We start from the raw sequence: 15649 nt of genomic DNA, 5'->3' as shown, positions 1-15649 counted from the left end.
TTCCGTCTGGCAGCGCAACTATTATGAACACATTATTCGCAATGAAAACGAATTATGGAAAATTCGAAAATACATTGCGGCCAATCCCAAAAATTGGAAAAGCGATCGGTATTTTGAATAAATCGTAAATTCTGTAGGGCCGATTCACGAATCGCCCCGAAAAAATTCATCGGAAAACAAGAGTGGACAATTCATTGAACATCTACGAGAAAATTCTGGAATTGCAGCAAAATAAAATCCCGGCGGCGGTGGTGACCGTTATTCGCACGGAGGGGTCTACCCCGCGGAAGGCAGGCGCCAAGATGGTGGTCGATTGGGAGGGGCACACCACGGGTACCGTAGGCGGCGGGGCCGCCGAGGCCAAACTCATCAAATTGGCAAAAACCTGCATCCGCGAGAACCGAACCGACACGCTGGTGTACAATATGGCCGAAGACGGACGCGCGGGTTCGGCGATGGTGTGCGGTGGAACGATGGAGTTTTTCATCGAGCCGCTGCAAATCACCCCAACGCTTTTTATTTTTGGGGGCGGACACGTGGCGCACGCCCTGTACCGATTGGCTCGATTTGTGGGATTCGATTGCGAAATCATCGACGATCGCAAAGAAGTACTCACCGAGGCGCGTTTTCCGGAAGCCCGAAAGCTTCATCTCGGGAATCCGGGCAAAGTGGCGGAAACCCTTTCGGTTCAGCCGCAGGATTACGTGGTCATCGCCACCCGCCATCACAAATTTGATCTGGAGGTTCTGGAGGCACTGATTCACAAACCCCTGACCTTCCTGGGCATGCTGGCCAGTGTTCGGAAAAAGGCGGAGCTATTCAGCAAGCTTCGGGAGAAAGGGGTCAGCGAAGATCGTTTGGCACAGGTACACACACCGGTGGGTCTGGCCATCCGGGCGGAAACTCCGGAAGAGATCGCCGTCAGTATTGTGGCGGAAATGATTCAGGTGAAAAATCGGCAAACGGAACGGGTTTCAGAATCGCCCCAATTTATTTTGAACCCTGTTTCAACGGAAAGCTAACCCGCCAGTGGGCGGATTTGAATTCGTTTCGATAGCCTTAGAATCTTTTACATCCTTTTTAGGGTGTTGAACAATAAGCAAGTAAAAACAGAGGATTCGGACATGCAAGTCACTGCCATTCAAACCTATTCCCCCAAAGCCCTGGACGAAGTACTTCAGATGCTGGCCGAAAATCCCGGCCGCTACACCGTTCTTTCGGGCGGGACCGATCTGGTGGTACGGATGCAGGACGGAGTGGTGCGTCCGCGGCATTTGCTGAACCTCAGTTTTATCCCGGAATTAAAAGAAATCGTTATCGAAGACAACCAGCTCACATTCGGAGCCGGGGTTACATTCGGGGACATTTTAGACAACCGGCTTTTTCAAAAACACGCCGTGCCGCTTTTTCAGGCCGCTCAAATCATGGGGTCCCCCCAGATCCGAAACCTGGCCACGCTGGGCGGCAACATTATGAACGCCTCGCCTGCAGGGGATTCCATCCCGCCGCTTTTTGTGCTGGGTGCCGAGGTGTGTCTGGAAAGCGTCAACAGTATTCGCTGGATTAAAATTGAGAATTTCTTCACCGGTCCCGGGAAAACGGTTCGGGACCCTCAGGAACTGCTGACAAAAATCCGTTTTCCTATCCAACCGGATTTCTGGCAGGGCGGCTTCCTTCGCCTGGGACAGCGGGAAGCGCTGGCGATTTCTAAAGTCTCGCTGGCTTTCTGGGGACATATCTCGGGCGGAACGATTCGGGACATCCGCCTGGCTCTGGGAGCGGTCGCTCCCACCGTGGTGCGTGCCGTGCAGACGGAAAAACTCCTGCGTGGAAACCCCCTGAGCGAGCCGCTCATTCAGGAGGCCGTCGAACGCATCAAAATGGAGGCTCACCCGATTTCGGACATCCGGTCGGAGGCGGACTACCGGAAAGAAATGTGCGGGGTGCTGCTGCGGCGCGCGCTGCAGGGAATTTTAACCACGAATTGAGTAAAATAAAATAGGGTGTAAGGAGGTTGTTATGGCTCTTCAATTAATCAGTTCGGCATTTGAGGCCGGCGGGATGATTCCAGCCCGGTACACCTGTGACGGGGCCAATGTGTCGCCGCCGTTAAGCTGGGAAGGCGTTCCGCCCAACGCCAAAAGTCTTGCGCTCATCTGCGATGACCCCGACGCGCCGATGGGAACCTGGGTGCACTGGGTTCTGTTTGATCTTCCGACGACGATCACTCAACTCCCGGAAGATGTCCCTCCGAAAAAAAACCTGGCTAACAGTGCCAGGCAGGGGCTCAACGATTTCAGAAAAATCGGTTACGGCGGACCCTGTCCTCCGGGCGGCATTCACCGTTATTTCTTCAGGCTTTACGCGCTGGACACATTCCTCAATTTGCCGCCAGGTGTAACAAAAGCAGAGCTTTTAAAGGCCATGGAAGGACATATTCTGGAACAGGCGGAACTCATCGGGAAATACGGCCGGTAATATTTTTTCTGCCTTTTTTGCCTTGATTAAAAAGTCTCCGAATTCAGGATTTCAGAACCTTACAGAACCTCTTTCGCGCGATTTCGGAACCGAATCTGTGAAACCACCATTCCAGTCAGCATGAGCAGACAGCCAAGTCCTTCGCGGAAGGTCAATCCTTCACGTAAAATCCACCAGCCGCCCAGGGCCGCGAATACCGACTCCAGGCTCATAATGATCGCTGCATGGGAGGGGTGCGCGTCCTTCTGCGCCACAACCTGGAGGGTGTAGGCAATACCCACAGACATCAGTCCTGCATACAGAATGGGAACCGCAGCTGCCAGAATCTGCGCAAAGAGGATTTCCTCTGCGGCTACGGCGCCAATGGCACTGAGTCCCGCACACACAAGAAATTGAACAAAAGCCAGTTGAAACGTGTCCAGACGGGTCGTCAGGTGGTCAATGAGCAACACGTGAGAGGCCCAGAAAAAAGCGCTCACCAGCACGAGCCCGTCTCCGATGGTCATGGTTAAATCTTCGTGAATACTCAAAAAATACAGTCCCGCTACAGCCAAAAACGCTCCCACCCAGGTTTGGCGGCGGGTCCGATTGCCCAAAAAGATACCGAGAATAGGGACTAAAATCACGTACAATCCGGTAATGAAACCGGCTTTCCCCGCCGTGGTCGTAACAAGGCCCATCTGCTGAAAGGTTGACCCAAGAAAAAGAATGACACCCGCAGACCCTGCTCCCACCAAAAGCGTCCGTGAAGGGATCTTTGGCACGGCCCGGGAACTTTTGCGGGTGCGTCCCCACACCAAACCGCCCAAGGCCAATGCGCCCAGGGTAAACCGGGCGGCATTGAACGTAAATGGCCCAACAAATTGCATGCCCGCTCGCTGGGCAACAAAGGCGAATCCCCAGATGGTTGCGGTGATTAAGAGTAAAAAATCGGATTTAAGGGTGGTAGTTTTCATTCACACAAAAATTATTCCGTCTATTTTCACAGGGGCACATTACAAATTGCCCCCACCAATCACACTTTCCCCACCCGGTTCTCAATCTCTTCTACGGTTTTTGGAATGGGTTCGCCCAGAACCCGGTGCCCCTTTTCCGTAACCAGCACATCATCTTCGATGCGGATGCCGCCCAAATCCCGGTAGGTTTCGACACGATCGTAATCAATAAACGCTGCCAGCCGTTTGGCCGCTTTCCATTGATCAATCAGCGCCGGAATAAAATAAATTCCGGGCTCCACGGTAAGGACGTACCCGGGGCGCAGGCGTTTTCCCAGCCGCAAAAAAGCCAGGCCAAACTGGTCGCTGCGGGTGATTTCCTCGTCGTAGCCCACCCAATCTTCCCCCAGTCCTTCCATATCGTGCACGTCCAGGCCCAGCATATGCCCCAATCCGTGCGGGAAAAACAGGGCGTGGGCTCCTGCGGCCACCGCCTCGTTGACGTCTCCCGTCATCAGTCCCAGGTCTTTCAATCCTTCGGCCATCGTTTTAGCGGCCAGCAGGTGGACATCCCGATAGGGGAAACCGGGTCGCACCGCTTCAATGGCGGTTAACTGAGTTTTCAGCACCACCTCGTAAATCTCACGCTGTTTGGATGTGAATGTGCCGCTTACCGGGAACGACCGGGTAATGTCCCCGGCATAGTGTGAAGGTGCCTCCGCGCCGGAATCGTGCACCACCAGATCACCCGTTTGCAGAAGATTACCGTGAAATTCGTTGTGAAGCGTTTCACCGTGCACAGAGAAAATAATCGGGAAGGATAACCGTCCCCCGGAAGCCAGGGCCACCCCCTCCACCTGGCCGGAAATTTCGTACTCAAACCGGCCCGGCTGCGTTTCTCTCAGTGCGCGCAGATGCATTGCCCGGGTGATGCCCACGGCCTTTTCGATCTCCGAAATTTCCAGTTCGTCTTTCACGGAGCGCTGGGCAATGACCGCTTTTCGAAGGGGTCCCGAAGCGTACCGGTTCACAAATCCGGGTTGAATGCCCAACCACTCGGCCAGTTTCAGCTTGTTTTCTCCCCGGTATTGGGGCAGAAAATGAATCTGCCGGCCTGCGGCAATTGCTTTTTCCAGCCATTTCGGCAATTCTGCAAGAGGGGCTGTCTGAATGACACCCGCCTGTGCAGCCTGATCGGCGAGGGACGGCTGCGGTCCCGTCCAGACAATGTCGTCCATGCTTAAATCGTTGCCAAAGAGAATCTCCCGATCGGCATCCACATCGATCAGAGCAGCCAATTCGGGTTTGTCCAATCCCCAATAGTACAGAAACGAGCTGTCCTGCCGGAACCGGTACACGTTGGCCGGGTAATTCATTGGGCTTTCACTATTTCCAAGAAATAGCAGCAAACCCGATGAAATATTTCTTTTCAGGATGTCCCGCCGATTTTGGTAGATTTTGGAATCAAACACCTTGATCCTCCATTTTTAAAAATGCGCCAATGGCGTGCAATCCCATTATTTACAATCTATTATGAGATTGCTACGTTGCTCATTCTTCACTACTCGCAATGACAAATACTCTTTTTTTCTGAAAAAAGAACCTTTCTTCAGACAACCTTGCGAAGGTTCTAACCCTTCGCAAGGTTCTTCCAGGGTTTTTCATATTACTGTCATTATTCCGGCCGTTGCGGCCTGGCCGTTTTTTCCCGAAACAGCATCCAGGCGTTGCTGACCGGACGTTCACCGGCCGCATCTGACGGGTGATTCACCACGTGCCCCCGAACCACCATTGTGCTGGAACCCCCGCCGTCCAGATTCACGGCGTTGTATGCTCCCAGGGATTTCAAGAAATCGGCCAGTTCCCGAAGGGTCATCCCCAGACTGTACCCGGGCTGCCTGCCGTCCACGACCATCCAGAACAGGGTCTTCCCGTCCCGGGAAATGCCCACCGCCGTGCGAGGATGGCGTTTTCCGGTAAATCCCTTCTTTTTGAATTTTTCCAGATACCTTCCATTTTTCAGGATCTGCGGCAAACCGCCGGTGGCTTCCCGAATCCCTTCTTTCAAGGGGGGAAAGCGAAATTGAATGGTCACTCGTTGTCCGGGATGCAGATTTTTTTCCAGCCAGAGTCTGGCCTTTCGATGCCCGACCAGCACCGCCTGCCCCGGATGCAGAGCCACCCTGCGGACATGCACCAACCGATTGACTTGAAAAACACGGCGGCCATTTTTCCAGTTTCCCACCGGATGAAGCAAAACGGTGACTCCCCAAGGATTAGCCAGCACGGAATCCCCAAAAAAGGCATTAAAATAAACCAGCTCATCCGGATGCCACTGGCGATTGATGCCGCCGATTGGAAATGTCCCCTTCGGTGCAAGAAGCTCCCCGCGAAAGCTCAGGCGCCTGATAAACGGTTTTCCCGAGGTTGTAAAACCAAAAACCGGGTAGGAAATCGGATCGGTTAGGGGCTCGCCCCGCTGGACTTGAAGGTTAACCGGGCACCCTGTTTTGTTGAAAAAATCGGCATTAATCGCCGCCAAAACGTTTTCGCGTTTGAAAGAATGCACCATGGCACTTACGGTTGCCAATCCCAGCAGGCGGTTTTTGGCTTTCACCGTGTGAAGCTGTAATTCCGGGCGGGTCAAATCAATTTTCAGCACGAAAATCCGGCGGGGTACCGTGGTATCCTGAATAGCAGAAAAGGTTACGCCGGGGACAATGGTACGGGTGCGAACCTCCTGGCCCCGCACCCCTGCAAGCCATCCCCCAATGGCCAGACAAACAATAACCCAGAACCCAACAATCCGTTTCACAGATTCCCCTTTCACGCTATGGGAGAGAAAAACGGCGTCTTTTCGCCGGTTCATTTATTCATGCCATTTTGCCAAAAATCGCGCCGCCTCCTCCGCTCCGTTCACAGGCGGCGGATTCCAATTGCTTCCTAAATCCGGGAGGGCCGTCAGTGCCTCCCGCCAGTCACCGGCGAAAAAGCGCTCCCGCGGCAAAAAGCGTCCCAATCCCAACGCCAGAATTCCTTCTGCAAGCACATCGTATTCGCGAAAATCGTCGCGACTCGTGAACAGCAGGGGCGTCCGGTTGGCAATACACTCAGACACAATTCCGTAGCCGGGTTTGGAAATTACTACATCGCAGGCATGTACCAGCTCCTGGTAGGGAAGAAAATCGGGCGGCAGGGTGTGCACATGAGGTACGGGACTTTTTGCCGAGAAAACCAAAAAGTGGAACTCCGGGATTTCGGCCAGACGGCGGAGATCAATTTGAGCCAGATCGTCAGCCCGCAGGGAAATCAAACCGATTCGGGTGTGGAATGGATCCGGTAAAAAATCCAGCTTCTCCCGAACCGCTTCCCGGGAAAGCTGCGCTTTGCGGGCAATGAGGGGGATATCCCGTGGATTGGGAAAGGCCGACAAATCTCCGTGCAGGGGCAGGCGGAGCAGGGCATCCGCTTTGCCGTAAAGCATTTTCAGCACCGGTACAACCCAGGAAAACTCGGGGTAGGTTTCTGCGTAGGGTTCGTAAATCCAATCCCAGGAAAAATTGGCAAGGGCAATGCCGGGCACGCCGGCTGCGCGCGCCACCTCAAACGCCAAAGGCGAAATATCACCCACAATGAGTTCCACCTGATTTTCCCGGACAAACCGGAGTTCCCCCGGAAGACGGTTTTTAAAATTCAGGTAAAATCGGGCAAACGCCTCCAGGGTTTTCCTGCGGTCTGCCACAAAGCTGTTTGTTTGAACCAGCCCCACGTCAACCGGTTCCGAAACCAGTGTGAAATGCCCTTTCGGTAAATTCAGGCGAAAAAACCACTCCGGCGCATCTGTTTTGATCAACAGATGCACATCCGGTTTAATCTCCAGCAGTTTTTTCATAACCTCTACCGACCGGGTCGTGTGTCCGTAACCGTGACCGCTAATGTAAAAAAGAATGCTTTTTTTCATGCCCCGGCCCAAAATCCCGGAAGCACGGGGCTTCCGGGATTTGTTTTTATGATCGGCCTGAAATTATTTTTAGACACCCTTTTCGTCTTCTTTTAGATTTTCTCAATTCCTGCAATTTAAAACAGACTGATCAGCCAGTGGTGGAGTTTAATAATCACCGGGCCGAAAACCAGAGAGACGACCGACATCAGCTTGATCAAGATGTTCATTGAGGGACCGGAGGTGTCCTTTAGCGGATCTCCTACGGTATCTCCGACAATAGCTGCTTTGTGGACGTCTGTGCCTTTCCCGCCGAGATTACCTTCTTCAATCCATTTTTTGGCATTGTCCCAGGCACCGCCTCCGTTGGTCATCATCAAGGCCAAAAGCACACCGGCAGAGGTGGCTCCGGCCAGAAGGCCGCCCAAAGCCTCACCACCCAGAAGCCAGCCGATAGCCACGGGGGCCGTGACCGCCAGAATTCCGGGTGCGATCATTTCTTTCAAGGCACCTTTGGTGCTGATGTCCACACAGGTTTCGGGATCGGGTTTGGCTTTGCCCTCCATGAGCCCCGGGATCTCCCGAAACTGTCGGCGGACTTCTTCCACCATCTTAAAAGCGGTTCGGCCCACTGCCTGCATGGTAAGTGCTGCAAAGATAAAGGGGAGTCCCGCTCCCAGCAACAGGCCAATGACTACATTGGCATTGGTCAGGCTGATGGTGTGCAATCCCACCGATTTTGAATACGCACTAAACAGTGCCAGGGCCGTCAGGGCAGCGGAACCAATGGCAAACCCCTTGCCGATGGCCGCGGTGGTGTTTCCGAGAGCGTCCAGGCGGTCGGTAATCTTACGCACCTCTGGCCCCAAACCGGACATCTCGGCAATCCCCCCGGCATTGTCCGAAATCGGCCCGTAAGCATCCACAGACATGGTCATGCCGATGGTTGCCAGCATGCCCACAGCGGAGATAGCAATTCCGTACACACCAGACGCCATATTGGCAAAGTAAATAGCCGCCGCAATCGCAATGATCGGCCAGGTGGTGCTTTTCATTCCATTGGCCAGACCGGTAATAATATTGGTTGCCACACCCGTCTCACTGGATCGGGCAATTTCCTTGATTGGCGGACCCGAGGTGTAGTATTCGCTAAATAGCCCGATGGCCACCCCTGCCAGAACGCCGGCAGCCAGTGCCCAGAAGGGGGCGATGGTACCGACTACCGCTTTTGACAGGAAGTACGCGCCCACCAAAAAGACCGCCACGGCCACATACGTGGAATACCGCAGCGCCAATTGGGGATTGCTGTTTTGGAAAAGCCGTACGGAATAAACGCCGATGATCGAGGCAATCAGACCCAGGGTAATTGCAAGAATGGGCAGCAGCATCCAGTTCGTTGAATTAATGGCCACCAGGGAACCCAGGGCAATGGTGGCGACCACAGACCCCACGTAGGATTCGAACAAATCGGCACCCATGCCGGCGGTGTCGCCCACATTGTCGCCCACATTGTCTGCAATAACGGCCGGATTTCGGGGGTCATCCTCCGGGATGCCGGCTTCGATCTTACCCACCAGATCCGCCCCCACATCAGCCGATTTGGTGTAGATTCCGCCGCCTACACGGGCAAACAGGGCGATGGAACTGGCACCCATGGCAAACCCGTTAATCACCAGCGGATCCTTGAAGATAATAAAAAAGACCGAAAGACCCAACAGCCCCAGACTGGCCACTGCCATGCCCATCACCGCCCCTCCGGTAAAGGCAATCACCAGCGCCTTGTTCTGGCCTTCGGTGGCTGCCTGAGCCGTACGGACGTTTGACCGTGTGGCGGCATTCATTCCAATGTAACCGGCCAGCATGGAAAAAATGCCTCCGGTGATAAATGCAATGGCCGTGTAAATGCTAATTGTCAACCAGATTATCACAAATAGCGTTGCCAGGAAAATGGCCAGAATTCGATACTCTCGATTCAAAAAGGTCATGGCTCCCTTATGAATCATTTCCGATATGTCCATCATGGTTTCGTTACCTTTGGGGTAACGCGTGACCCAGTAAAACAAGACAAGCGAAAAAAGCAGGCCTATTCCGCCGAAAATCGGAGCCCAAATTTCCAATCCCATTGTACCTCCTTTTAATTGGTTACTCTATTCCACCACAATTCACGCATAAAGATTTAAGAATTTATTAATTAAAAAATGATTTATCAAGGTCTTATTTCATATTTTCGTACCTTTCGCTAAAACTGTTCAGCAGGCTGCTGAGTGAGATGAATAAAAGAAGCAGTTCATTCTCGGGCCAGGTTCTGTTGTCCTCCGGTTGAAGTAATTTCTGGAAAAGAAATTGGTACACAAATGGCTGCCGAATGGGAAATTTTTCCTGAAACCTGGTCAGAATTTCATCTTCCGATTGGTCTTTTTCCTGCAGAAAGAAATCCTCAATCGCCTCAAAGTTTTTTTCCAGTTCCTCCTGGTCGAGAAGCGGAAAATTCCCTTCGGCCGCGGAATCAAAAATCTTCCAGAGGACCATTGCCAGATAAACCAACAGGTTGCGCCCCTCTTCGGACAGCTCTTTTCCAAGAGCCGTAACGAATTCAACAACGTTGGGCTGTTTTTTCTCAAATTCCTTCAGCGCCGCACGGGATTCCTCCAAATTCGCGTGGGCAAAAAATTGACCCGTTGCACGGACCAACTCTTCGGGAATCATCTTTTCGTACGAATCGGTTTGGTTCATTTTTTTTCAGCCTTTCAAAAGAGGCCCCTCTCAGACCTGTACCTCCCCATCTTTAATGAGGGTGCGTTGAGAGCCGTCCTTGTACGTGACCACAAGAGTGGGATTTTTCGTCAGAAAATCCCGGTGTGTTTGCGATGGATTTTTTCCGCCGGGCATCTCGTCGTTGTTGCCAAAGGCAATGTGAATGGTACGAAAGGCCTTTTCATCCTCCAGGAGATTCCCGGTAATCCGGGCACCCGGATTCAACCCAATTCCCAATTCGCCGATGACGCTGGCCCACTCGTCCACGCGGGTAAGCTCCTGCACCTTCGCCACCAACTCGGAATCTTCACTTTCAAGACCGGTTATCTTGCCCTTTTCTACCGTAATTTTCAGGGGTTTTTTCACCATGCCGATGTCGCCGATGGATCCGTCGCACACAAACACCCCGTCCGCACCGTCCTCGTGGGGACCGCACCAGATTTCACCTGCCGGCAGATTGCCCCAGTGTTCATTGGTAATGTACACATCCGTCATAAATCCTCTGTCCTCAATATTGAGCACCAAATCGGTCCCTGCCGGGGACGTCACATGGGCCATTTTTGCACCTTCCAGAGCCTTAAGCATGCGGTTGATCAGATCCTTCATCCGGGCGTAATCCACATTCATCGGCCCGTGGAGCATCATATCCTCTGTGATGCCCGGGGCGTGCCCGAGGCGTTTGTCCCGGGGTTCAATCACCTTTTTAATCCATTTGATTCGGAACGGGGTTTCTTCCGCCATGCCGATGAATGCGTTGATGACCACATTTTTCCCGTCCAGAAGAGGCGGCAGGTCCTCCGGAATTTCCGAAAGCGGGCGTTTTTCATCGGGAAGAAAGTACAGTTCCGAGGTCGCCCCGGCTGCTTCGGCCGCCCGGGCAAAGGCCTCACCCACGGTTTTACGTTTGGAATCTGTGACAATCAGGACGCTCTCTCCCGATTTCAAATCCATCGTGTGGATCATCGCCTGCTTGGCGGCTTCCACCATTTTTTCAAAATCAGACATATCCAATTCCTCCGAGATAAGGTTTTTGTACTGCGTGTTTGCCCTTGGGTTCGATCCAAAAACACGCGTATTCCAGCTCCGACAAAATTATTCCTTTGCCGCCCGTTTGGCGTAATGGTACATGTAAACACACAATGCCGTGAAGAAAATGATGCTCACCCACTCCCCGGCAACGGTTTCACCAAAGCCCGTGTTTAAGTGCGGAATAACGCCGCTGCTAATTCCCAATGACAGAAATGCACTGACCACTCCCATGATTGCCCCGCCAGCGACAAACCCCGATGCAATTAAAATACCGCGGTCTTTTCGCGCCTTGCTTACATCCGGGTTCTTGCTGCTTTTCTCCACAAAATAGGCCACCAGTCCGCCGGCCAGAACAGGCGTGTTCAATTCGATGGGCAGGTACATTCCCAGAGCAAAAGCCAGGGGTGGAACACCCAAGAATTCCATGATAATCGCCATAAAAATACCGGCCGTGTAGAGCAGCCAGGGCGCACCTTTTCCCATGATCGCCGTGATGACGGCTGCCATGGCATTGGCCTGAGGAGCCGCCAGCGCCTGAGGGTGCCCCGGACCGGGAACGAATCCGTAAACCTTATCCAACAACAAAATGACCCCGCCGATTGCAGCGGCGGAAAAAAGTGTTCCCAGGAATTTCCATTTTTCCTGATTGGCCGGTGTGGCACCGATCCAGTACCCAATTTTTAAATCGGTCACAAATCCACCGGACATGGACAACGACGTACAGACCACACCGCCGATAATCAAAGCGGAAACCATCCCTTCGGTTCCCTTCAGGCCCAGAGCCACCAAAATGGCGCTGGCTAAAATCAGAGTCATTAAGGTCATTCCGGAAACTGGGTTGACTCCGACAATAGCAATGGCCTGAGCGGCTACTGTGGAAAAAAGAAAGGCAATAATAAACACCACCACCAATGCCGCCAGAGCAATTGTCCAGGTATCCACCACCATCATTCGGAAGAACATCAGCACGAGAATAAGGGTAAGAGCAATCAGGGCAATTACGGCAGACATGGGGATGTCCCGCTGGGTTCGTTCGGTTCCGGCGCTGGCCTTTGCACCACCCACCAATTCTTTAAATCCCAGGCTGAATGCCGAAAGAATAATCTTTGAATATTTAATGATGCCGATTATACCGGCGGCCGCAATGCCTCCGATTCCGATGTGGCGAACGTAGCTGCCAAAGATTTGCTCGGCCGTCATCTGATCAATCGGAATAGTTCCGGGGGAGATGACCGAGGAAATGTGGGCCCCGAAGAACCAGATGGCGGGAATAAGAACCAGCCACGACACGAAGCTTCCTGCGGCGATAATCAGGGCATAGCGCAAGCCGACGATGTAGCCCAGGCCCATCACAGCCGCCCCCGCATTCATTTTGATAACCAGTTTGGCCTTATCCGCTAACGTGGCAAAAAGAGGCACCACCCGTGTGGAAACCACTTCTTTCCACAAGCCAAAGGTGGCAATAGCAAAATCGTACAATCCCCCCACAATGGCGGCATACACGAGAACCTTCGCCTGACCGGATGCGCTCTCACCGGTAACCAACACCTCGGTGGTGGCCGTGGCTTCGGGAAAGGGGAGAAGGCCATGCTGTTCCGCCACAAAATATTTTCGCATCGGAATCAAAAAGAGAATTCCCAAAAATCCGCCAAACAGAGAGGCCAGAAAAATGTGAAGAAAATTGACCGGAAGTTTTAAAATATACAGGGCTGGCAGCGTAAAAATAGCGCCGGCAACAACCACGCCGGAGGCCGCACCGATGGATTGAATAATAACGTTTTCAAGGATGGTACTTTTTCGATTGTATAGTGCTCCGATTCCAACAGCCAGAATGGCAATGGGAATCGCCGCTTCAAAAACCTGACCGATTTTAAGGCCCAGGTAGGCCGTGGCTGCCGTGAAAATTAAGGCCATAACCACCCCCCATGACACCGATCGCACCGTTACTTCGGGCGGGTGAATATCCGCGGGGATAAACGGGATGTATTTTTCTCCGGGTTTCAGGGGAATGTACGCATTTTCCGGTAGTCTAACTTTTTCTTCTGCCATAAACCCTCCTCTTTTAAATGACGCACGCCTGCAGGAACACAAAGAACAAATGAATGGCCTAATATAGCGAAAATTAGAAAATTAAGCAAGGAGAAAATCGCAGGAAAGTTAGGATTTGCGCAAGATTTTTTTAAAATGATTTTTCTTCTTGCACTGACGGGAAAAATTGATTATTTTTAGATCACTTTTATTTATGACAAACAGATTCTATTTTAGAATCCGCCGGAAATCCACAAATCCACGGCAAGCGCCGGCAAGGATTTGAGTAAATTGACAGATATGACTTTTACGTAAGGTTTTGAACCGTGTCCCTCGGAAATGGAAATACTACGCGAGATGTAATCCTTAGAAAACGCCTGTTTTCTTTTGGCCTGACTACGCCCATTTCCGGTTTTCCTTCTACAAAGATACCCAGGTAGAGTGTAACCAGACCCGGGTATCGTACCTTTCCAAAATATTTTCTGTATGTCCAATCACCCAATACATTCGATACCCGGTGAAATAATAATCTCTTATTTTTGAGGCTATTTATGAGTAGTAAAATGACCCGAAACAATGTCCCGGAGGAATCGGATAGCTGTGCCATCGTTGCTTTTGTAAAAAAGGACGGTCTTCCAACCCACGGTAACGTGCGGCGAACGCTCATGGCATTGGACGCCATGGAGCACCGCACGGGCGAAATCAATTTTGAAAGCGACGGAGCAGGTATTCAGACCGATATTCCCAGAAAAGTATGGGAGAAAACACTGGCCAGCCGTCGAATGAATGCGTCCGTCGCCAACGACCCCTACTTCGCCGTTGCTCATCTGATGATTGACGAACCGAATCCCCGGCGGCTATCGGCGCTCATCAAACAGGTCCTGGCGATCCTCCAAAAACATGGTTTTGAGATCATTATTCATCAAAAAGCGAAAACCATGCCCGAATATCTGGGCCCAAAGGCTCGTACCACCGAACCGGTATTTTACCAGATTGCCTGCCTTCCGGCTCAATTCCGGGTGTCCACAGACAAACAGACCTTTTTGGCCACACTGGAAATCGAACGGCAATTTAAGCAGGTTCACGTGGCCTCCTTCAGCAAAAACAGTGTCGTTTACAAGGTGCGCGGGGATACATCGGCTCTGATGCGTTATTTCCCCGAATTACGCCACCCGGATTTTCAATCGGCAATTTCTCTGGCACACGGGCGGTACTCAACCAACACCGATTCCATCCCCCAGCGCGCCCAAATGTTTTCAACACTCGGCCACAATGGGGAAATCAACACCATTCGCCGTCTGGAAAAGGAGGCCCGGCAACTGGGATTTCAACTGGTTTCCGGCGGGAGTGACTCCCAGAACCTGGACCGCGTTCTGGAAAGCTTCATGTTTGCTTTTGATCTGTCTCTTATGGAAGCCATGGAAATCCTTTTTCAACCGATCTGGAGTGAAGTGGAAAAGCTGCCTCCCCGCTTTCGGGATATGTACGCCACCTTCCGGCGGGCCTGGGGAATGCTGGCTCAGGGACCGGCGGCCGTTATTGCGCGACAGGGGAACGAAATCGTCTTTAGTGTGGACGCTCTGGGACTGCGCCCCTTGTGGTTTGGCGAAACCGAAAAGGAATATTTTGCCAGCTCCGAGAAGGGCGTTGTTGATCTGGACACCATGCAGTGCGATCCCAAACCCCTGGCCCCCGGCGAAAAAATGGGATTTCTCCTTCACCGCCAAACCATCGATCTTAATTCCGAGGCCCTTGTGCGGCCGGGATTTGTGGAAATATTTTCATACGACAAAATTCAGCGCCGGGCGCTCCACACCTTTGAAAAACGGATCGGTTCGGATATTTCAAGAAAGAGTCTCTTTTTTGCTCAACCTGAACCATCCCAGGAAAGGGATGTTTTGCCCGTTCCCGAAACACCGGAAACCATCCTTGCGGCCTCCGGATGGAGTAAAGACGATCTGAAATCGCTCCTGGCCATGGCCGAAACCGGCCGGGAGGTGATTGGTTCCACCGGCTACGACGGCCCGCTGGCCGGATTTTCAACCCGGCCGGTCAATCTGCCTGAATTCTTCAAGGAAAAGGTGGCGGTGGTCACCAACCCGGCTATCGACCGCATCCGGGAACATCAGCACTTTTCAACAGCCGTTTTTCTGGGGGGGAAACCCTCTCTTACCGGCAAGGAACCGCCCCCGCACCAGATTTTTTTGAAGCTACCCCTTCTCCTCTCAACCGATTCAATGGACCCGTCTCCTGTTCTGTCGAAGGTGGCAGCAGAAAATGCCATATTTACATTGAATCACTTAAAAAATCTGGCTTCGAAGGATCTGTTCGTTCTTGATTATTCACTCGTTTCGGACCCGTCCGATTCGTTTCTGAACCAATTAGAAAAACTGCAGGCGGCTGCTCTCGAAGCCGCTTCCGAACACCCGTCATCCATTATTATTTTAAATGATCGTGAGTTTTTGCGCGCTCCCAATCAACACCT

12 protein-coding genes are annotated in these 15649 nt (G+C 52.3%); 4 read left to right on the top strand and 8 right to left on the bottom strand.

Features of this window, described 5'->3' with window-relative positions:
- The first annotated feature begins 182 nt into the window (after nucleotides 1-182).
- The 3 genes from GXO76_04910 (at nucleotide 183) to GXO76_04900 (ending at nucleotide 2478) form a co-directional block, all read left to right on the top strand.
- Nucleotides 183-1022, top strand: a complete 840-nt coding sequence (locus tag GXO76_04910) for a xanthine dehydrogenase (GenBank protein ID NOY77191.1) — start codon at nucleotides 183-185, stop codon at nucleotides 1020-1022.
- A gap of 102 nt (nucleotides 1023-1124) precedes the next feature.
- Nucleotides 1125-1988, top strand: coding sequence for a xanthine dehydrogenase family protein subunit M (locus tag GXO76_04905; protein NOY77190.1), 864 nt, complete (start codon nucleotides 1125-1127; stop codon nucleotides 1986-1988).
- Between the two features lie 31 nt (nucleotides 1989-2019).
- A complete protein-coding gene (locus GXO76_04900; GenBank protein ID NOY77189.1) occupies nucleotides 2020-2478 on the top strand; it encodes a YbhB/YbcL family Raf kinase inhibitor-like protein in 459 nt (152 codons plus the stop codon).
- Nucleotides 2479-2537: 59 nt separating this feature from the next.
- Here GXO76_04900 and GXO76_04895 read toward each other — a convergent pair whose 3' ends face one another.
- From GXO76_04895 to GXO76_04860, 8 genes are all read right to left on the bottom strand, one after another.
- Nucleotides 2538-3434: a DMT family transporter gene (locus tag GXO76_04895; GenBank protein ID NOY77188.1), complete on the bottom strand. Its 897-nt coding sequence runs from the start codon at nucleotides 3432-3434 to the stop codon at nucleotides 2538-2540.
- Nucleotides 3435-3493: 59 nt separating this feature from the next.
- Nucleotides 3494-4885 carry an aminopeptidase P family protein gene (locus GXO76_04890; protein NOY77187.1) on the bottom strand — a complete coding sequence of 464 codons (1392 nt, stop codon included), beginning with the start codon at nucleotides 4883-4885 and terminating at the stop codon, nucleotides 3494-3496.
- Between the two features lie 203 nt (nucleotides 4886-5088).
- Nucleotides 5089-6282, bottom strand: a complete 1194-nt coding sequence (locus GXO76_04885) for a phosphodiester glycosidase family protein (protein ID NOY77186.1) — start codon at nucleotides 6280-6282, stop codon at nucleotides 5089-5091.
- On the bottom strand, nucleotides 6283-7374 hold the full coding sequence (locus tag GXO76_04880; protein ID NOY77185.1) for a hypothetical protein: 1092 nt from the start codon (nucleotides 7372-7374) through the stop codon (nucleotides 6283-6285).
- Between the two features lie 116 nt (nucleotides 7375-7490).
- Nucleotides 7491-9476 (bottom strand): sodium-translocating pyrophosphatase, encoded by a 1986-nt coding sequence (locus tag GXO76_04875; GenBank protein NOY77184.1) that lies wholly within the window; start codon nucleotides 9474-9476, stop codon nucleotides 7491-7493.
- Nucleotides 9477-9567: 91 nt separating this feature from the next.
- Nucleotides 9568-10086: a hypothetical protein gene (locus GXO76_04870; protein ID NOY77183.1), complete on the bottom strand. Its 519-nt coding sequence runs from the start codon at nucleotides 10084-10086 to the stop codon at nucleotides 9568-9570.
- 30 nt (nucleotides 10087-10116) lie between these two features.
- On the bottom strand, nucleotides 10117-11112 hold the full coding sequence (locus tag GXO76_04865) for an aminopeptidase (protein ID NOY77182.1): 996 nt from the start codon (nucleotides 11110-11112) through the stop codon (nucleotides 10117-10119).
- Nucleotides 11113-11199: 87 nt separating this feature from the next.
- Complete coding sequence (locus GXO76_04860; protein NOY77181.1) at nucleotides 11200-13185, bottom strand: oligopeptide transporter, OPT family; 1986 nt, start codon at nucleotides 13183-13185, stop codon at nucleotides 11200-11202.
- Between the two features lie 530 nt (nucleotides 13186-13715).
- On the opposite strand from GXO76_04860, the gene GXO76_04855 reads away from it, so the two are divergent.
- The coding region (locus GXO76_04855; GenBank protein ID NOY77180.1) for a glutamate synthase at nucleotides 13716-15649 on the top strand (1934 nt) is incomplete at its 3' end.

Source organism: Calditrichota bacterium, from assembly GCA_013151735.1.
Classification (GTDB): Bacteria; Zhuqueibacterota; JdFR-76; order JdFR-76; family BMS3Abin05; genus BMS3Abin05.
The sequence above is the reverse complement of the archived record's forward strand: the minus strand, read 5'-3'. Positions and strand labels throughout refer to the sequence as shown.